The organism is Corallococcus silvisoli (genome assembly GCF_009909145.1).
Lineage (GTDB): Bacteria > Myxococcota > Myxococcia > Myxococcales > Myxococcaceae > Corallococcus > Corallococcus silvisoli.
On record NZ_JAAAPJ010000001.1, the window covers coordinates 161,393 to 180,695 of the forward strand.

10 protein-coding genes are annotated in these 19,303 nt (G+C 71.9%); 6 read left to right on the forward strand and 4 right to left on the reverse strand.

Features of this window, described 5'->3' with window-relative positions:
* Position 1 precedes the first annotated feature (1 nt).
* Entirely contained in the window at positions 2 to 4,573 is a 4,572-nt protein-coding gene (gene gltB, locus GTY96_RS00555; RefSeq protein WP_143908051.1) for a glutamate synthase large subunit, read from the reverse strand.
* Between the two features lie 209 nt (positions 4,574 to 4,782).
* On the opposite strand from gltB, the gene GTY96_RS00560 reads away from it, so the two are divergent.
* On the forward strand, positions 4,783 to 5,445 hold the full coding sequence (locus GTY96_RS00560; RefSeq protein ID WP_235685272.1) for a biliverdin-producing heme oxygenase: 663 nt from the start codon (positions 4,783 to 4,785) through the stop codon (positions 5,443 to 5,445).
* Here the strand turns inward: GTY96_RS00560 and GTY96_RS00565 are convergent.
* Entirely contained in the window at positions 5,379 to 5,951 is a 573-nt protein-coding gene (locus tag GTY96_RS00565) for a DUF420 domain-containing protein (RefSeq protein WP_161663590.1), read from the reverse strand. The genes GTY96_RS00560 and GTY96_RS00565 overlap by 67 nt on opposite strands.
* A gap of 335 nt (positions 5,952 to 6,286) precedes the next feature.
* On the opposite strand from GTY96_RS00565, the gene GTY96_RS00570 reads away from it, so the two are divergent.
* Genes GTY96_RS00570 through GTY96_RS00590 form a run of 5 tightly spaced genes read left to right on the forward strand, consistent with a single transcriptional unit; the run spans position 6,287 to position 15,548 of the window.
* The gene (locus tag GTY96_RS00570) at positions 6,287 to 8,104 is read left to right on the forward strand and encodes a DUF1585 domain-containing protein (protein ID WP_235685366.1); all 1,818 of its coding nucleotides are present in this window, start codon (positions 6,287 to 6,289) and stop codon (positions 8,102 to 8,104) included.
* Complete coding sequence (locus GTY96_RS00575) at positions 8,104 to 8,775, forward strand: hypothetical protein (protein WP_143908057.1); 672 nt, start codon at positions 8,104 to 8,106, stop codon at positions 8,773 to 8,775. The genes GTY96_RS00570 and GTY96_RS00575 overlap by 1 nt, the downstream gene beginning before the upstream one ends.
* 17 nt (positions 8,776 to 8,792) lie before the next feature.
* Positions 8,793 to 10,199 carry a DUF1501 domain-containing protein gene (locus GTY96_RS00580; protein WP_143908059.1) on the forward strand — a complete coding sequence of 469 codons (1,407 nt, stop codon included), beginning with the start codon at positions 8,793 to 8,795 and terminating at the stop codon, positions 10,197 to 10,199.
* A gap of 54 nt (positions 10,200 to 10,253) precedes the next feature.
* Positions 10,254 to 11,768, forward strand: a complete 1,515-nt coding sequence (locus GTY96_RS00585; RefSeq protein ID WP_328700749.1) for a hypothetical protein — start codon at positions 10,254 to 10,256, stop codon at positions 11,766 to 11,768.
* A gap of 36 nt (positions 11,769 to 11,804) precedes the next feature.
* Positions 11,805 to 15,548, forward strand: coding sequence for an FG-GAP-like repeat-containing protein (locus GTY96_RS00590; protein ID WP_161663593.1), 3,744 nt, complete (start codon positions 11,805 to 11,807; stop codon positions 15,546 to 15,548).
* Between the two features lie 15 nt (positions 15,549 to 15,563).
* Here the strand turns inward: GTY96_RS00590 and GTY96_RS00595 are convergent, their stop codons facing one another.
* A complete protein-coding gene (locus tag GTY96_RS00595; RefSeq protein ID WP_143908065.1) occupies positions 15,564 to 16,514 on the reverse strand; it encodes a DMT family transporter in 951 nt (316 codons plus the stop codon).
* 75 nt (positions 16,515 to 16,589) lie between these two features.
* Positions 16,590 to 19,124: a DNA ligase D gene (ligD, locus tag GTY96_RS00600; RefSeq protein ID WP_328700750.1), complete on the reverse strand. Its 2,535-nt coding sequence runs from the start codon at positions 19,122 to 19,124 to the stop codon at positions 16,590 to 16,592.
* Positions 19,125 to 19,303 lie beyond the last annotated feature (179 nt).

A 19,303-nucleotide genomic window follows, 5' to 3' on the forward strand; every position in this document is an offset into this window, starting at 1 on the left:
CTCAGCTCCCCCCGCCGACGATGTGGAGCTGCTGGACGCCCGCGGTCGGAGGCGGCCTGCGCGCCGCGCGCCGCGCCTGGAGCACGCGCTTGTAATCAGTGGGCATCACCTTCATGAACTGCGGCACCATCAGCTCCCAGTTGTCCAGCACCCGCCGCGCCAGCGCGCTGCCCGTGTGGTGCAGGTGGCGTTCAATCATCCCGTGCACGAGCCAGATCTCCGACTCGTCCACCAGCGACTCCAGCTCCACCATCTCCAGGTTGCAGCGCTCGCGGAAGGTGCGCTCCCGGTCCAGCACGTACGCGGTGCCGCCGCTCATGCCGGCCGCGAAGTTGCGGCCCGTCTGGCCCAGCACCACCACCACGCCGCCCGTCATGTACTCGCACCCGTGGTCGCCCACGCCCTCCACCACCGCCTGCGCGCCGCTGTTGCGCACCGCGAAGCGCTCGCCCGCGAGGCCCCGCAGGTACACCTCGCCGGCCGTCGCGCCGTAGAGCACCGTGTTGCCCACGAGCACGTTCTCCTCGGAGGTGAAGCGGCTGCCCTCCGGCGGATAGACGATGACGCGTCCCCCGGACAGGCCCTTGCCCAGGTAGTCGTTGGTGTCGCCCTCCAGCTCCAGGGTCACGCCCGCCGCGAGGAACGCGCCGAAGCTCTGGCCCGCGGAGCCCTTCAGCTTCACCCGCAGCTTCCCGTCCGGCAGCCCCTGCGCGCCGTGGCGGCGGGCGATCTCTCCGGACAGCATCGCGCCCACCGCGCGGTGCGTGTTCGCCACCGGCAGCGTGAGCAGCAGCGGCGGCCCCCCCGCGAGCACGGACTGCGCCTTCGCGAGCAGCTCGTGGTCCAGGTGGTCCGCCACGTCCTTGCGGTGCGGCGCCTGACAGTGGCGCGGCTCGGTGGCCGGCGCGGCCGGCGCGGTGAGCAGCGCGGACAGGTCCACCTTGCGCGCCTTCCAGTGGTCCACCGCCGCGCGCTGGCGCAGCAGGTCCACCCGGCCCACCAGCTCATCCAGCCGGCGCGCGCCCAGCCTCGCCATCTGCCGGCGCAGGTCCTCCGCCAGCAGCAGGAAGAAGCTCACCACGTTCTCAGGCGTGCCCTGGTAGCGCTCGCGCAGCGCCGGGTCCTGCGTGGCGATGCCCGCCGAGCAGGTGTTGAGGTGGCACTTGCGCAGCATGATGCAGCCCACGGACACCAGGCTCGCGGTGGCGAGCCCGAACTCCTCCGCGCCCAGCAGCGCCGCCACCAGCACGTCGCGCGCGGTGCGCAGGCCGCCGTCCACCTGCACGCGGATGCGCGAGCGCAGGCCGTTGTGCACCAGCACCTGCTGCGTCTCCGCCAGCCCCAGCTCCCACGGCAGGCCCGCGTGCTGGAGGCTGGAGAGGGGAGAGGCGCCCGTGCCGCCCTCGTAGCCCGCCACCACCACGCAGCCCGCGCCCGCCTTGGCGACGCCCGCGGCGATGGTGCCCACGCCCACCTCGCTCACCAGCTTCACGCTCACGCGCGCCTTCGCGTTCACGGACTGGAGGTCGTAGATGAGCTGCGCCAGGTCCTCGATGGAGTAGATGTCGTGGTGCGGCGGCGGGGAGATGAGCGTCACGCCCGGGGTGCTCCAGCGCACGCGGGCGATCCGCTCATCCACCTTGTGGCCCGGCAGCTGGCCGCCCTCGCCGGGCTTGGCGCCCTGGGCCATCTTGATTTGAAGCTCGTCCGCGTTGACCAGGTACTCCGCGGTGACGCCGAAGCGCGCGCTCGCCACCTGCTTGATGGCGCTGCGGCGCGAGTCCCCGTTCGGCTCCTTCGCGTACCGGCGCGACTCCTCGCCGCCCTCGCCGCTGTTGGAGCGGCCTCCCAGCCGGTTCATCGCGATGGCCAGCGTCTCGTGCGCCTCCGCGCTGATGGAGCCGAAGGACATGGCCCCCGTGACGAAGCGGCGCGCCAGCTCCATCGCGGGCTCCACTTCCTCCAGCGGCACCGGCGTGCACCCGTCCGCCACCACGTCCAACAGGCCGCGCAGGTTGCTGTGCTCGCGCGTCTCGTCGTCCGCCAGCCGCGAGTACTCCTGGAACAGCGCCGCGTCGTCCGCGCGCACCGCCGCCTGGAGCTTCGCCACCGTCGCCGGGTTCCACTTGTGCCGCTCGCCCTGGCGGCGCCAGCGGAACTGCCCGCCCACCGGGAGCAGGTCCTCCTCTCCATCCGCCGCGGCGCCGAAGCCGCGCGCGTGCCGCTCGGACACCTCGCGCCCCAGCTCCGGAAGGCCCACGCCCTCCACGCGCGACGGCGTGCCGGTGAAGTGCTTCTCCACGAGCGAGCGCTGGAGCCCCACCGCCTCGAACAGCTGCGAGCCCCGGTACGACTGGAGCGTGCTGATGCCCATCTTGGACATCACCTTGAGCAGGCCCTCCTCCAGTCCGTGGAGGTACTGGGCCTGCGCCTTGTCCGCGTCCGCCTTCAGCTCGCCCGCGTCCGCCAGCGCGCGCAGCGTGTCCAGCGCCAGGTACGGGTTCACCGCGGACACGCCGTAGGCGAACAGGCACGCGAAGTGGTGCACCTCTCGCGCCTCCGCCGTCTCCAGCACCAGGCCCGTGTACATGCGTGTGCCGTCGCGCACCAGCCGCTGGTGCACCGCGGACACGGCCAGCAGCGCCGGGATGGCCGCGTGCGCCGCGTCCACGCCCCGGTCGCTCAGCACCAGGATGCTCGCGCCCGCGTCCACCGCGTCCACCGCCGCCATGCACAGCCGCTCCACCGCGACCTCCAGCGCCGTGGCCGCGCCGCCCGCATGCGGGTACACGAGGCTCAGCGTGCGCGGCTCGAACAGGCCGGTGTCGCCGCGCAGGTTCGCCAGCCGCGCCAGCTGCCCGTTGGTGAGGATGGGGCCGGGCAGGGACAGCCGGTGGCACTGCTCGGGCGTCTCCTCGAAGGTGTTGCCCTCCGGGCCCAGCGCCGTGGCCAGCGTCATCACCAGCGCTTCGCGCAGCGGGTCGATGGGCGGGTTGGTCACCTGCGCGAAGAGCTGGTGGAAGTAGTTGAAGAGGGTGGGGGCCTGGTCGCTCAGCACCGCCAGCGGCGTGTCCGTGCCCATGGAGCCCGTGGGCTCCTTGCCCGTCTCCGCCATGGGCACGAGCGTCGTGCGCACGTCCTCGTCCGTGTAGCCGAACGCGCGCTGGAGCCGCCACAGCGCTTCGCCCTTCACGCGCGCGGGCGCGGGGACGGCGGGCAGGTCCTCGAAGGTGAAGACGTTGCGCTGGAGCCACCGGCGGTAGGGCCAGCGCGAGGTGATTTCGCGCTTCACCTCCTCGTCCTCCAGGATGCGCCCCTCGGTGGTGTCCACCAGCAGCATGCGGCCCGGCGTCAGCCGCCCCTTGCGGCGCACCTGCGACGAGGGCACGTCGATGACGCCCGTCTCCGACGCCAGGATGATGCGGTCATCCTCCGTCACCAGGTAGCGCGCGGGGCGCAGGCCGTTGCGGTCCAGCGTCGCGCCAATCAGCTGCCCGTCCGTGAACGCGATGGCGGCGGGGCCGTCCCACGGCTCCAGCAGGGACGCGGAGTACTCGTAGAAGGCGCGGCGCTCGTCGCCCATCTCCTTGTTCCCCTCCCACGCCTCGGGGATCATCATCATCATCGCGTGGGGCAGGGTGCGGCCGCCCAGGTAGAGCAGCTCCACCATGTTGTCGAACTGCGCGGAGTCGCTCTTGCCCGGGACGATGATGGGCCACAGCGGCTCCAGGCTCCCGCCCAGCTTCGCCGTCTGCAGCAGCCCGCGCCGGGCCGTCATCCAGTTGCGGTTGCCACGCAGGGTATTGATTTCGCCGTTGTGCGCGATGAAGCGGAACGGCTGCGCCAGCTCCCACGTGGGGAACGTGTTGGTGGAGAAGCGCGAGTGCACCAGCGCCAGCGCGCTGACGAACTCCGGGTGCCGCAGGTCCGCGTAGAAGCGCGGCAGCTGCCGGGGCAGCAGCAGCCCCTTGTAGATGAGCGTCTCCGACGAACAGCTGGCCACGTGGAAGCGCCCCTGGGGGTCCACGCCGCGCGCCTGCACGCGGTTCTCCACCAGCTTGCGGATCCGGTAGAGCTTGCGCTCGAAGGCGCTGGGCACCACGCGCCGGCGCGCGATGAAGAGCTGCCGGATGACCGGCGCCGCCTCCCGCGCGAGCGGCCCCAGCTCCTCCGGCGCCACCGGCACGTCGCGCCAGCCGAGCAGCCGCTGGCCCTCCTCCTCCACCACGTCCTCGAACAACGCCTCGCACGCGCGGCGCGCCTCGGGCTCCGGCGGCAGGAACACCTGCGCCACGCCGTACTGGCGGCGCGGCGGCAGTTCGAACCCCAGCCGGGGCGCTTCGTGGTTGAAGAAGCGGTGCGGCAACTGCACCAGGATGCCGGCGCCGTCACCCGTCTCCGGGTCTCGCCCCGCGGCGGCGCGGTGGCTGAGCCGGTTGAGCAGCTCCAGCGCGTCCTCCACGATGCCCCGCGAACGCTGCCCCCTCAGGTGGGCCACGAACCCCACGCCGCAGGCGTCGTGCTCGGTCTCCGGCTCGTACAACCCGTAGCGCGGAGGGCGGGTGAACGGCATCGTCTGGACCCCTTTCCCGCGTGACGCGGGAAGCCAAGCTGTGGAGCTTCCAGGCTAACGCGGCGTGTCGCACTCCGTAAAGACAGGGGGCATCAGGGGTTTGGTGGACCGCATGCAGGGGCGGCGCACGACCGGCTCCGCTGAGCGGACGACATTCGCCGTCAAGGGGGTTTCCGGATGCCGCGCTGCGTCCCATCCTCGGAGGGACCTTGGACCTGTTGCGGCGACTGAAGACGGAGACGCGCTCCCATCACGAGCGCACGGAGGGCGCGGTGCGGCTGATGGACGCGCACCTGACGCCTGCGGACTACCAGCGCCAGCTGGAGTCCTTCCATGGCTTCTACCTGCCGGTGGAGGCGCTGCTCGCCGGGCCCCTGTCAGCCCTGGAGCCCGCGCTGAACCTGCCAGCGCGCTGGAAGACGCCGCTCCTGGAGCAGGACCTGCGGGCGCTGGGGCACGACGCGGGCTCGCTCGCGCGGCTGCCTCGCGCCTCCCCGCTGCCGTCCCTGCCGGGGCTGCCCGAGGCGCTGGGGTGCGCGTACGTGCTGGAGGGCTCCACGCTGGGGGGCCAGCTCATCCTGCGCCACCTGACGCGGCACTTCGGCCCGGACGCGCGCGTGGGGAGCTTCGCCTTCTTCCGGGCCTACGGTGAGGAGGTGGGGCCCATGTGGCGCTCCTTCGGCGCCGTCCTCACCCAGGCGTCCGAACGGGCGGCCTCCTCCTCCTTCGACGCGGCCGTCGTGCAGGGCGCCCGCGACACCTTCGATGGCTTCGCCGCCTGGTTGACGCGGGACGCGGGGCCGCTTCAGGACACCGCGGGGACGCCGCCGCGCAGCATGAAGAACACCACCACGCCCGTCACCGACACGTAGAGCCAGATGGGCGCCAGCCACCGCGTCACCTTGCGGTGCCGGGCGAACTGCTGCCGCCAGGAGAAGTAGAAGGCCACGAGCGCCATGGGCAGCACTGGCATGGACAGGAGCACGTGGCTGGCCAGCAGCGTCAGGTACAGCCCCCGGAAGTCGCCCACGTAGCGCGTGTCCCCGTGCACGAAGTGGTACGCGAGGTAGCCCACCAGGAACAGCGAGGACGCGATGAACGCGCTCACCATCAGGTTCTGGTGCACGCGCCGCGCGCCGCGCTTGATGGCCACCCAGCCCCCCAGGAGCAACGCCGCCGCCGTCGCGTTGAGGGTCGCGTTCACCGCCGGCATGAAGCGCAGGTCCACGCCCGCCGTCCCCGCGCCGCCACGCCGGATGAGCAGCAGCCACGCCAGGAGCGCCAGCGCCCCCGCGGACACCACGCCCGTGGCGATGAAGAAGGAGCGGTCACTGGCCGAGGAGGACGACGGGGAAAGCCCGGAAGCGGCGTTGGACATGCCCCCCTTCTGGCTCGCGTCAGGGTCCACTTGCAACCGCTCCTCCGACGGCGGCCGCACGTGGGCCTACATGTCGGGCGAATGGAATCGGTAAGGTCAACTGGATCTCAAACCGGAAATTCCTTCATACTCGAACACCAGTGCGTCACCCCCGACCCCCCTCTCGGAGGTTTCCCGTGTTCAGCGTGCGTTGCCTTGCCCCCCTGGCGAGCGCCGCCCTCCTGCTCGCCCTGCCCGCAGCCGCTGAAGAAGCGGTGTGCGCGCCCGTGGCGAAAGTCCCCCTGGAGCGGCACCTTCGTCAGCTCTCTCTCGATTTGCTGGGACGTCCTCCGACGATGGAGGAGTACAAGACGTTCCAGGCGAAGGGCTCCGTCACCGCGGATGACGTCCGCAAGATGATGGGTGACGAGTCCTTCTACGCCCGGATGCGCGAGTTCCACCGCGCGCTGCTGCGCTCCAACATCAACTCCAGCGTGCAGGCCAACGGCGACTTCCGCGTCTCCGGGACGCCGCTGAGCTTCGCCGGCAACAACTCCAACAGCCTGCGCGGCGGCCAGAGCCAGCGCTGTGACGGGGAGATTGAACAGGACAACTGCAAGGCGAAGCCGCAGGACGCGCACCAGGACAACTCCACGCCGCCCAACTGCCGCGACCCGCAGGGCGTGCCGCTGCCGGTCAGCTACGACTACGACCCGAACTACTACCAGTGCCGGCTGCTGGACGTGAACTCCACGGCGCCGGAGCTGAAGTTCGCGGACTGCAACGCGCTGAAGGCCGACGCGACGTACGGCAAGTACGTGAACTTCTGCGACAACCGCTTCCTCTCCAGCGCCAACAAGTCCGTGGGCTACCTGTGCCTGCCGGACCCGAGCAAGAACACCACCAACGTGCTGGTGCCTTCGCCGGCCACGGGCGTCATCACCGCGTGGGTGCACCCGACGCCGGAGACGAACCCCAGCCTGAAGCGGTTGGACCGCTGCGGCTTCACCATGGCGCAGCGCAGCGGCATCAACGGCACGTGGGTGCCGCAGCAGGGCTGCGTGCAGCGCGAGGGCTACGTCAACACGGCGGTGCAGCCCTACTGGTCCACCACCACGGACACCGTGAAGGTGTGCGCCGTGGAGGCGCAGAACCGCGCGACGAACCCGTACACCGGCGAGTCCTGTGAGACGGCGCGCTTCAACGGCGACCGCACCTGCGGCTGCGGCGACAAGATGCGCCGCTGCGAAATCGCGGAGGTGCACACCGCGCGCGTCACCGCCTTCAACGAGGAGCCGCTCTTCATCACGGACGCCGTGGTGCGCAACGACGAGCCCTACTTCAACATCCTCACCACCCGCCGCTCCTTCGTGAACGGCACGCTGTCGGAGTTCTTCCGCCAGCGCCAGGGCGTGGGCGTCTTCAGCATCAAGTCCCCCGCGGACACCGCCACGCTGCCCGCCGTGACGTACACGAGCGCCAACCAGTGGAGCGAGTACACCCGCGACACCACCCACTCCGGCGTGCTCACCACCCCGGCGTTCCTCTACCGCTTCCCCACGCAGCGCGCCCGCGTGAACGAGTTCTACGAGGCCTTCCTCTGCAAGCACTTCGCCCCGGCCGCGGACGCGTCGCTGCCGCCCCCGGAGGACGCCTGCAACCGCGAGAACAACCTGGCCAAGCGCTGCGGCTGCAACTACTGCCACGCCACCATCGAGCCCACGGGCGCGCACTGGGGTCGCTTCGCGGAGCGCTCCGCGCTGTTCCTGTCGCCGGACCAGTTCCCCCGCCTGGACGTGAAGTGCCGCGACTGCGCCATCGCCGGTGACACCAACTGCGGCGGCGAGTGCACCCAGTACGTCATGCAGGCCTTCGACGGCGACGGCGCCAACTCGCTGGGCCTCTTGAAGACCTACCTCTACCGCACCGCGGACGAGGAGAAGAACATCGAGGGCGGTCCGCAGACGCTCGTGCAGCGGATGATGGAGACGGGCGACCTGGAGCGCTGCACCGTCAAGCGCATCTGGAACGAGTTCCTGGGCCGGGCGATGACCGCCGAGGAGCAGCGGCTGTACCTGCAGACGCTGTCGCAGGACTTCGCCAAGAACAACCACAGCCTCAAGGGCCTCATCCAGCAGGTGGTGATGTCCGACGCGTACCGGAGGATCGACTGATGCGCCGCCTACTGTTGACCGCGCTGCTCGCGCTCGCCACGGGCTGCACCCAGGGCTCCGTGGACGCCCCCGCCAAGCCCGTCCCGCTGGATGCCCAGCTGGATCCGGTGCCCAACCCGCACGGGGACTCCACCCCCATCGACCCGCTGCCGGACCCGGAGGCCCAGGGCGGCAGCGTGGGCCGCGCCCCCCGGCGCCTCACCGTCGCGCAGCTCAAGGAGTCCATCAAGGTCGCCGTGGGCATGGAGTGGGATGAGCTGGAGGCCCGCGCCCAGTCGCTGGGCCGCGCCGACTACGCGCTCATCACCACGGAGAACACCGAGCCCAACCTCGTCTTCGCCCGCTTCCTGGACGACGGCGCGCGCAAGGTCTGCATCGCCCAGGCGCAGAAGGACATCGCGCAGACGGACGTGGCCCTGCGCACGCTGGGCCGCACGCTGCCCACGCCCATGAGCGACCTGACCAAGCTCACGGACGCGCAGGTGAACGAGACGCTGGTGTACCTGTCCACGCGCTTCTGGGGCGCGCCCCTGTCCGGCGAGGAGCTGTCGCGCTACGCGACGTTCTTCCGCAAGGCCGCGGCCCGTGCCGAAACCCTCAAGAAGCGCGACCAGGCGCTGGCGGTGGTCTGCATCGCCATGCTGACGGACTCGCGCTTCATCACCTACTGACCTTGACGGTGCCTGCGATGAAGAAGACGCCCCAAGACGACCTCTGCTGCCCCGAGCGCCGCACCTTCCTCAAGGCTGGAGCCGGCTTCATGGGCTCCCTGCTGCTGGGAGGCATCCCCTTCAAGGCCGTGGCCCAGGCGACCAACCTGGCGCCGCCCGACCGCTGCTTCGTCTTCGTGTATTTCAACGGAGGGTGGGATCAGCTGCTCGCGTTCGACCCGCGCGACCCGGCGGTGTTCACCGCGGACCGCGTCAGCGAGACGCGCATCATGCCGGGCTACAGCCTGCTCTCCACCGACTCGCGCTTCCAGCAGACGCCCATCATCCCCAAGGAGCGTCCGGGCGCCGGCCCCGCGACGATGACCTTCGGGCCCGCGGTGGGCGCGCTGTCGGACCACTACGACCTGATGACGGTGGTGCGCGGCATCAACATGAGCACGCTCACCCACGAGGTGGGCTACCGCTACTTCCTCACCGGGAAGATGCCCATCGGCAGCGCGGCGCGCGGCTCCTCCACCGCGACGGAGATCGTGGGCCAGATGAAGCCCACGGTGCCCATCCCGTCCATCGCCCAGGGCGTGGAGTCCTACAACGACCGCTACGGCGGCTACGCCAACGCGCTGCGCGTGAGCGGCCTGGCGGACCTGGTCCTCACGCTGGACCCGCCCGTGGCGGCCCGGCAGCTGGACAGCGAAATCGAGAAGAGCCTCATCGACCTGAACGGCATGCCCATCAGCTGCGAGGAGCAGGCGCTCACCGCGCGGGGCGTGGGCACGGCCTACGAGAGCAGCCGCACCCAGATGCAGACGGTGATGGAGAACAAGCTGTCGGACTCGTTCCGCTTCAACCTGGCGGCCAACCAGACCGTGCGCGACTTCTACGGGCTCAACAACCAGGCCTACCCGTACAACAGCGCCGCGGGCCGCGCCGCCATGGTGGCCACCGCCCTGAAGAAGGGCATCAGCCAGTGCGTGTCCATCAACCTGGCCGGCGGCCTGGACACCCACTTCGGCACGCAGGTCACCCAGGCAAGCAACCAGCGGGCGGGATTCGACGCGCTGAACCTGTTGGTGAATGATCTCCGCCAGACGTCGCACCCTGGCGGCGGCAACTTCATGGACCACACCACCATCCTGGTGTTCAGCGAGTTCGCGCGCACGCCCACCATCAACGCCACGGGCGGCCGTGACCACCACCTGTCCAACAGCTGCCTGATGATGGGCGCGGGCATCAAGCACAACCTCGTGGTGGGCCGCAGCGGCGACATCGGCATGTCGCCGGGCACGGTGGACCTGCGCACGGGCGCCAACGACCCCAACGGCTCCAACATCTTCCCCGAGCACATCATCGCCACGGTGCTGGCCTCGGCGAAGCTGGACTACAGCATCACGCGGGTGGACCCGCTGCGGTTCATCCTTGCCTGAACCTTGATGAGCACTCCCTCCTCGCGCCCCTCACCGCGCCACGGTTCCCCCGCCGTGGCGCGCTTCCTCCCCCCTTCGTTCCTGCTCTGCGCCGCGGTGCTGCTCTGCGCGTGCGGCGATGACGCCCCGCCGGGAAGTGACCCGGCGAAGCCCGCGGCGTTCACGGCCACCCAGGTCGCGGCGTCCCAGTCCCTGGCGGAGGCCCCTGGCTTCGCGGACCAGTCCGGCGGCGGCATCTTCGCCACCGCGGCGGGCGGCGCCGTGCGGCTGCGGCTGGATGGCTCGCGGGCCGCGCTGGAGCCGCACCCGCAGAACAAGGCCGCGCTGGGCCAGGTGCGCGCCACCTTCCGCCTGGGGCCGCACAGCGCCCTGGTGGAGACGAACAGCGGCCTGTTCCTGGCGAACCAGGGCTGGCTCATCGAACCCTTGTGGCAGGAGGTGCTGGGCACCGGCATCGTCGCCACCGCGCAGACGGCGGACGGCGCCGCGTGGATCGCCCACCCCACGGGCCTCTACCAGATTCAAGGCGGCGTGCTCGCGTCGCTGAAGCTGTCGGGCCAGGCGCTCAGCGGCATCACCACGATGACGGCCGCGCCCGCGGAGGACGGCCTGCCGGGCCTGTGGTTCGCGCGCCAGGGCAAGCTGAACGTGGTGGTGGCCTCCGCGCCGGGCGTCTATCAGGTGCGCGGCACGGACGCGCCCCTGGGCACCGGGGAGACGGTGCGGACGCTCGCGGGGCTGGGCGCCGGCACGGGCAAGGCCGGTGAGGTGTGGCTGCTCACCAGCACCCGCGTGCTGCGCCGGAACGCCGACGGCTGGAGCACCGTGGGGCTGCCGTCGCTGCCGGATCAGCTGATGGGCGCGGGGCGCTACCTCTGGGCCCGCGCGGGCGACAAGCTCTTCACCTTCGACGCGGACCAGGGCCTCTGGGGCTCCGCCGAGGGGCTGCCGACCGGCGCGCTGTCGCTCCTGGCGGTGGATGAGACGGGCTGCGCGTGGATTCGCGTGGCCGACGCGGCGATGGCCGTCAGCCGCGCGCCGGTGCCGCGCGTGACGGGGATGCACCAGGGCATGCTGGTGGTGGAGGACGGGCTGGTGGTCCAGGCCCGCCTGCCGCCGGGCGCCGCCCCGCAGCGCGTGGTCTTCCAACTGGAGGGTCAGGAGTTCGAGGCGACCGGGCCCGCGTACAGCATGGGCGGCCTGGAGGCGGACCATGAGACGCTCAAGGCGTTCTCCTTCGCCAGCCTGACGCCGGGCGGGCACACGTTGGGTGTGGTGTCCCGCTTCGCGGACGGCTCGGAGGCGCTCCGGCAGGTGCCCTTCACCTACCAGCCGCTCACCACCACCCCCAGCTACGCGCGCGACATCCGCCCCATCCACGAGGCCCGCTGCGCCAAGTGCCACACGACCAGCCCCGGCCGTCCGCTCAACACGTACGAGCTGTGGAAGTCCAACGCCCAGCTCATCAACGCGGCGGTGCGCGACCTGCGCATGCCCGCGGACGGGCCGTTGGATCCGCAGGGCATCGCCCTCATCCAGCGGTGGGTGTCGTCCGGCGCGCTCCCCTGACGCCCTCTTCGTGACTTCATTTTTCGAGGCACCCCCATGAAACGTCTCGCCCGCGCGACCCCCCTGCTCGCGCTGTTGACCCTGGCCTGTGATGACGGGCAGCGGCCCGCCGAGGTCCTGCCCTACGTGGGCCCGTGTGAAGGCCTCGCTCCGCTGACGCTGTCGGCGGAGCCCACGACGGTGCGCTCCGGGAGCGTGGCCACGCTGACGGCGGGTGGCGGCAGCGGCCACTACACCTTCCGCGCGGAGGCGGGCGGCTCCTCTGGCGACATGCGCGGCAACCGCTTCGTCGCGGGGCGCACGCCGGCGGACGACACGCTGACGGTGGTGGACGACCAGTGCGGCGGCACCGCGAGCGTGCGGGTGAAGGTGCTGGCGGGCTTCGGCGTCGCGCCCGCGCGGGCCATGCTGCGGCCGGGCGCGTCCTTCCAGATCGCCATCGACGGGCTGGTGGGCACGGCGTCCTTCACGCTCACCAGCAACGGCTCCGGCGCCACGCTCACCGACGCGGGCCTCTACACGGCGGGGCAGGTGGAGGCGCAGGACGTCCTCACCGTGCGCGACACGAAGTCCGGCGACGTGGCGGTGCTCCAGTACACCGTGAGCAAGGCCGCGAAGCTGGTGGGCGACCCGCAGTACCTGGCCCTCCCGTCGGGCGCGTCCGCGCCGCTGGGCACGGCGGGCGGCACGGACCGCGTGGTGTGGACGAAGAAGTCCGGCCCCGGCTCGGTGGTGAACGGGCGCGTGGTGGTGGAGGCGGGCGCCTCCGGCCTCATCTCCCTGGAGGCGAAGGACGCCTTCACCGGCGACGTGGCCCCCGTGGCGGTGCGCGTGCTGGATGAGCTGAAGCGGCCCCTGCTGGCGCACGGCCGGCTGACGGACGCGGCCACGATGGTGACCGCGGACTTCGACGGCGACGGCATCCAGGACCTGGCGGTGGGCCAGCGTGAGAGCGAGCTGTCGCGCCCCACGGGCGGCGCGGTGTTCATCTACAAGGGCAGCGCGTCCGGCCTGCCCTCGAAGCCCACCTGGGTGCTGACGGGCGAGACGGAGGGCGCGCTCTTCGGAGACATGCTGGCCGCGGGCGACCTGGACGGGGACGGGCGCGCGGACCTGGCGGTGTCGTCGCCGGGCGCGGACGTCACCATCGGCGACTCGGGCGCGGTGTACCTCTACACCTTCAAGTCGGGCCAGCCGCCCGCGCTGCTGCGGCCCGCGCTGACCGGCCTGGGCCGAGGCGGGTTCGGCACGGGTCTGGCCATCGCGGACGCGGACGGCGACGGCGACATGGACCTGTTCGTGGGCTCGCCCGCGGGCGACCTGTCCACCATCTCCGGCGTCAGCCGGCGCGGGGTGATCGACATCTTCCTGCTCGCCAAGAACCAGCCCGTCCCGGACCTGCCGGCGGTGCGGTTGGGCGGGCAGGACCTGCTGGTGGACGGCAAGTTCGTGCTGCGCAGCAACACGGAGCTGGGCCGCGCCATCGTGGTCGCGGACCTCAACGACGACGGCCGCCCGGACCTGGCGTCGCTGCACAAGCTGACCCGCTACAAGGCGGACGGCACCACCGACGGGCAGCAGATGGGCGTGGCGGTGTACTTCGCGCGCGCCACCGGGGCGCGCTACCGCTCCGCGCCGGACCTGTACGTGATGGCGTCCAACACCGCCGTGGAGGTCCTGGGCAACGAGGGCACCTGGCGCCTGGGCGCGATCCCCGCCGAGGGCAGCCGGCCTCCGCTCCTGCTGGTGATGGCGGACAAGGCGGACTCGCCGGACCTGAGCAAGGAGGGCGGCGTGGCGGCGCAGGTGGACGCGGGCGGGGCCTACCTGTTCGACCTGCGGGGCGCGACGCTGGTGGACGACCCGTCGCAGGCGGCGCCCGTGAAGGTGCCGCTGGCGGACGCGTACGCGCGCTTCTACGGCGACGCGCGCGGCATCACCGCGACCCGCAGCTGGGCGGTGATGGACGTGGACGGAACGGCGGGGCCGGAGCTGCTCCTGGGCGCGCCGTACGCGTCGGTGACGGCGGGCACGCAGACGCTGGGCAACGCGGGCAAGGTGCTGGCGTTCCCGCTGACGTCCCTGGCGAAGAACACGGTGATGAACAAGCCGCTCGTGGCGCTGGGCGGCGCCGCGAAGGCGGAGGTGCTGGGCGCGGGCCTCTCGGCCTGGACGCTGCCGTCGGGCACGGTGCTGGCGGGCTTCTCCGGCCGCGCCTCGTCCGCCACGGGCGCCTTCACCGGCCGCGTGGACGTCTACCAGAAGGCGGGCGCGAGCCTGTCCGAGTGGACGCGCAGCGGCCTGGAGGTGACGACGAAGGCCAGCATGGAGCGCTTCGGTGAAGGGGTGGCGCTGGCCCGGCTCAACGGCAAGGTGATGGCGCTGGTGGGCGCGCAGGGCTTCTCGGGTCCCGGCCCCAACAACGACGGCGCGGACCTCAACGTGGGCCGCGCGTACACCTTCGACACGGCCACGCCCGGGACGGCCACGGTGTCCGGCGAGGGCGCCAGCTCGCCCTGGTGGGGAGGCCGCAACGTGGGCGTGGACGTGGCCTTCACGGACTTCAACGGCGACGGGCGGCCGGACATGGTGGCGGGCTCCACCGCGCTGGTCATCCCCGGCACGGGGTCCGCCGCGTCGGAGAAGGATCCGTACGTGCAGAACGCGTGCATGCTGGCGGGCACGCAGACGCTGGGCGGCTTCCTGGTGTCGCTGGGACAGGCGGACGGCACCTTCAAGGCGGCCTACCGCGTGTTCGCGCCGTCCGTCGTCACCACCTGCGACGACCCGGCGGCGACCCGCTGCAAGCGCACCACCCTGGGCCGCAACGTGGTGGGCGGCTTCGACTTCAACGGCGACGGCAAGCAGGACGTGGCCGTGCTGCGCGACCGCGGCTTCGACCTGTTCCTGGGCCGCGCGCCGGATGACGCCTCGCTCGCGAAGCTCACCCTGGCCTGTGACGCCCTCTACTCCTGGCCGTCCACGCCCGTCGTCTGGCCCCCCACCCAGTGGAACACCACCGCGCTGCCGCAGACCTCCGCGCCCGCGGCCCTGGGCGACCTGAACGGGGACGGCTGCGACGAGGTGGCGTGGCGCTATTCGGACGGCTCGCACTCGGGCGTGGTCATCCTCTATGGCTACGACCCGGGCGGCAGCCGGTGCGGAGGCCGCACGGCGGCGTCCATGGTGCGCATCGCCGGTGACGCGGAGGTGGGCCGCGCGCTGATGAACCTGGGCGTGGCCTCCACGCGCGCGGGCCGCTTCCTGGGCGACACGCGGGACTTCATCGCGGTGTCGGCCAACAACTACCTCGTGGACGGCGTGAGCCAGCCCGCGGTGCTGCTCTTCGACATCGCGAAGCTCAACGGGCTCAGGCCCACGGCGGGTGAGGTGCTGGTGGACGCGTTGAGCGCCACGCTGGCGCCGCCCAACCTGACGTACCGCGCCCGCGCGGTGACCTTTGGCACGGCGCTCTCGGGCGGCAAGGACCTGAACGGCGACGGGGTGCCGGACCTGTGGGTGGGCGCGCCGGGCGCGTCGGTGGCCTCGGACGGCGAGGGCGCGGCGTTCCTCTTCGCCGGCGGCACGAAGTCGCAGGGGCCGCTGTCGCCCTTCCTGCTCGTGGTGGGCGACGGCGCGGAGCGCAGCTCGCTCGGTCAGTCCATCGCGGTCGTCCCTGGCAGCGGAGGCTCGCCGCCGACGGTCGTCATCGGCGCGCCGAAGAGCTACCGCACCGGCACGCAGAACGGCACCGCGTTCTCGCTGCCCCTGCCCTTCTGACGCGGGGGCGGCGCTTCACCCCGGGGTCGCTTCCGGAGGCGCCTTCGCCTCCGGGGCCTCGCCGCGGTTGGCGAGCGCCGCCGCGGTGAGGATGAGCATGCCGCCCGCGAGCAGTGCGGGCGTGAGCGGCTCACCCAGCAGCGCGACGCCCAGCGTCACCGCCACCAGCGTGTCCAGCAGGGCCATGGCGCCCAGGGCCGCCAGGGAGATGCGCGGCAGCAGCCAGTACAGGCACTGGTAGGTGAGCACCGTCCCGCCCAGCGCCAGGTACAGGAGCGCGCTCACCGAGCGCGTGGTCCAGTGCGCCGGCTGATTCCACTCGGTCATCGCGGAGGCGGACAGCAGCAGCACCGCGCTGCTCAAGGACTGCACCATGGTGAGCAGGTGCGGCGGCACGTGCGTCATGTGCTGGCGCACCAGCACGTTGGCCACCGCCACGGACGCCGCCGCGCCCAGCGTCATCGCGCAGCCGAGCAGCACCATGCCGGAGAAGCTGAGCGAGGCGAGCTCCTGGTGCTGGAGCGCCACCACGCCGGTCAGGCCCAGGCCCGCGGCGAGGAGCTTGCGCCCGGTGAGCAGCTGATCAGGAACCAGCACGCGCCCCACCACCAGCAGCCACACGGGGAAGGTGGAGAAGAGGAGCGCGGCCCAACTGGACGGGATCCACTGCTGCGCCACGAAGAGCATCCCGAAGGGCAACGCGAGCTGGAGCACGCCCAGCCCCGCGATGCGCCACCCGGTGCCGTTGCCCAGCGCCGCGCCGCGCGAGCGCGCGAAGGGCAGCAGCGCCAGCCCGGCCACGAGCATGCGCGTGCCCACGAAGCGCAGCGGTGGCAGGTCCTCCAGCCCCACCTTCACCGCGGCCCAGGTGGAGCCCCAGAGGATGAAGCAGGTGGCGTAGGCGAGGGACACCTTCCATCGCGGCGCGGACTGCACGGGGAGGCTCACGGCGGGTGCGGACGACATGGCCCGGGGGCACTAGCACGCGCCAGGGCCCTTCGGGGAGACATCCGTTCAGGGCGCGACGCGGAAGCAGGCGACTCACTCCGCCGGCAGCACCTGCTTCACGCGGAGCGCGGGCGCGAACAGGTCTCCTACCGCGTCCAGGCGCTTCTTCAGCGTCTTCAGGCGGAAGCGGTGGGGGTCCAGGCGGCCGTTCACCTCGCTCCAGGCGAGCGGCGCGGAGAAGGGCGCGTCCTCCACGGCGCGCAGCGAGTAGGGCGCCACCACCGTCTTGCCGCGCGCGTTCTGGCCCGCGTCCAGGTAGAGTCGGCCCTCGCGGTCGCGGATGGAGCGCTTCGTGGTGGCGATGCCGCCCAGGTCCTCCTCCAGCTCACGCACCCGCGCGTCCGCGAACGCCTGGGTGCGCGCGTAGGTGTGGCCCGGCGCCAGCGGCACCAGCACGTGCAGGCCTCGCTTGCCGGAGGTCTTCGGGAAGGACTCCAGGCCCAGCTCCTCCAGGCGGGCGTGCAGGGCCTTGGCCACCTTCACCAGGTCCTTCCAACCGCCGACGCCGGGGTCCAGGTCGAACACCACGAAGTCCGGCTGCGCCAGCCGGGGCGCGTGGCTCAGCCACATGTGCAGCGTGAGCGCGGACTGGTTGGCCAGCCACAGCAGCGCGGCCGTGCTCTTCACGTTCACGTGGCGCAGCGTCTTCGCTTCGTGGCGCACGCGCAGCGTGGGCAGCCACGGGGGGATGCCGGACAGCTCATGGCGGAAGAAGCCCGGGGCCTCGATGCCCGCGGGCCACTGCTGGTGGGCCAGGGGACGATCCGCGAGCACGGGCAACAGCAGCGGTGCCACGTCCCGGTAGTACGCGAACACATCCGCCTTCGTCAGGCCGGCGCCGGGGAACAGCACGCGGTCGCCGTGCGTGAGGTGCACCTGCGGGGCGCGCCCGGACACCTCGCGTTCGGGCTTCGTCGTGGTGCGAGCGGAGACCCGCGCCGGAGCCCGACGCGAGCCCCGGCGGGCCGAGCCTTCGACGGGGGCGGGGTGTTCCCGCACGACCTCCTGGGGAACCTTGTCGCCGCGCAGGCCCTGGAACACGGGTTGGCGCAGGCGGCCGTCCTTCGTCCACTCGGTGAACCGCACCTGGGCCACGTACTTCGGCTTCACCCAGACGGTGTCCGTGTTCGCGGGCGCATCCACGGCGGCGGACTTCTTCACGCGCGAGGCGTCCAGCAGCCCGCGCAGCTCGCGGCGGTCCTCGGTGGTGTAGCCCGTGCCAACCTTGCCCACGTCGTGGTAGCCGCCCCGGCCGCGCACGCCCACGCGCAGCGCGCCGATCTCCGACTTCGCCCGGGCGTTCTTGATGGGCAGGTAGCCGAGGATGACGACCTCCTGGCCCGCGACCACCTTCAGCTTCAACCAGTCGCCAGAGCGCGTGCCGGTGTAGGGCGAGTCCCTGCGCTTGGCGATGATGCCCTCCCAGCCCTTGCGGCGCGCTTCCAGGAGGGCCCGCGACAAGGGCAGGTCCAGCTTCTCGGAGAGCTGAAGCGGGAGCGCCGCGTGCGCCATCAGCTTCTCGAGCCGGGCGCGGCGTTCCCCATAGGGGCGCTGGCGCAGGTCCTCGCCGTCCAGCCACGGCAGGTCGAACACCCGGAGGCGCTGCTCCGTGTCCGCCTCCGCGTGCTGGAGGAGCTGGAAGCTGGAGCGCCCCTTCGCGTCGAGCGCCACGATCTCCCCATCCAGCACCAGGTCGCGCGCGGGCAGCTCGCGCAGTGACGAGGTGAGCCGGGGGAAGCGGCTCGACAGGTCGTTGCCCCGGCGGCTCTGGAAGGCGCTCTTGCCGTGCGTGGAGGCGAACATGGCGCGGAAGCCGTCGTACTTCACCTCGTAGGCGTGCGTTTCGTCGTGCACCTCGTCGGAGACGGCCAGCCGCGCGAGCATGGGAGGCCACACCCGCTTCAACAGCGCCTCCGGCGTCGCCGGCGCGCGGGCGGACCTGGCGGGAGCGCGGACGGCCTTCCTGGCGCGCGCCACGCCGGGCTTGCGCGGCCCCTGCGTGCGCACCTGGCCGCTCTTCACGGACTCGGGGCGCTCCACGGTGATGTCGGAGCCAGGGCGGGCGAAGGCATCCTTCGCCTTGAAGAAGAGCCACTGTGCCTTGCCGCTTCGGGGACGGGTGCGCACCAGGTGCCAGCGCCCGTTCAGCTTCGCGCCGTGGAGCACGACCTCCAGGTGGCCACGCTTCAACTGGGCTTCGGCGTCGCCGGGTGGGACCGTCTCGAAGGTGCCGGACTCCCAGAGCAGCGAGTCGCCCCCGCCGTACTGTTCATCCGGGATGTGGCCTTCGAAGTCCGCGTAGGAGCGCGGGTGGTCCTCCGTCTGGACCGCCAGCCGCTTCACCGCGGGGTCCTGGCTGGGTCCCTTGGGGATGGCCCAGCTCACCAGCACGCCGCCGATCTCCAAGCGCAGGTCGTAGTGCAACCGGGTGGCGTCATGCTTGTGCACCACGAAGCGGGGGGCGCTCTCGCTGGGTGCGCCCACGTCCGGCGAGGGCTCCGGCGTGCGGTGGAAGTCCCGCTTCATCCGGTAGCGGCGCAGACGCTTCTGTGTCTGGGAGGTCTTCACCCTCCAACGCTCTGCACAGGAGGGTGGGGGCGCAATTCCCCATGCCGACGGGCGAGGGACCAGGAGGGCAGGCGCTCCGGGGAGGTGGGGGTTGCTTGTCCGGGGCCATGGACGTGCACGGGCTCGCGACCGACCGCCTGCCCTGGGGGCGGCGGAGGGGTGGGTGCGCGGAAAGGCGG

Bases quoted from the DNA above. Each gene is read 5' to 3' on its own strand.
- GTY96_RS00595 (WP_143908065.1), bottom strand. From the start codon at position 16,514: ATGTCGTCCGCACCCGCCGTGAGCCTCCCCGTGCAGTCCGCGCCGCGA.
- GTY96_RS00575 (WP_143908057.1), top strand. From the start codon at position 8,104: ATGCGCCGCCTACTGTTGACCGCGCTGCTCGCGCTCGCCACGGGCTGC.
- GTY96_RS00580 (WP_143908059.1), top strand. From the start codon at position 8,793: ATGAAGAAGACGCCCCAAGACGACCTCTGCTGCCCCGAGCGCCGCACC.
- GTY96_RS00570 (WP_235685366.1), top strand. From the start codon at position 6,287: ATGGAGGAGTACAAGACGTTCCAGGCGAAGGGCTCCGTCACCGCGGAT.
- GTY96_RS00565 (WP_161663590.1), bottom strand. From the start codon at position 5,951: ATGTCCAACGCCGCTTCCGGGCTTTCCCCGTCGTCCTCCTCGGCCAGT.
- gltB (WP_143908051.1), bottom strand. From the start codon at position 4,573: ATGCCGTTCACCCGCCCTCCGCGCTACGGGTTGTACGAGCCGGAGACC.
- GTY96_RS00590 (WP_161663593.1), top strand. From the start codon at position 11,805: ATGAAACGTCTCGCCCGCGCGACCCCCCTGCTCGCGCTGTTGACCCTG.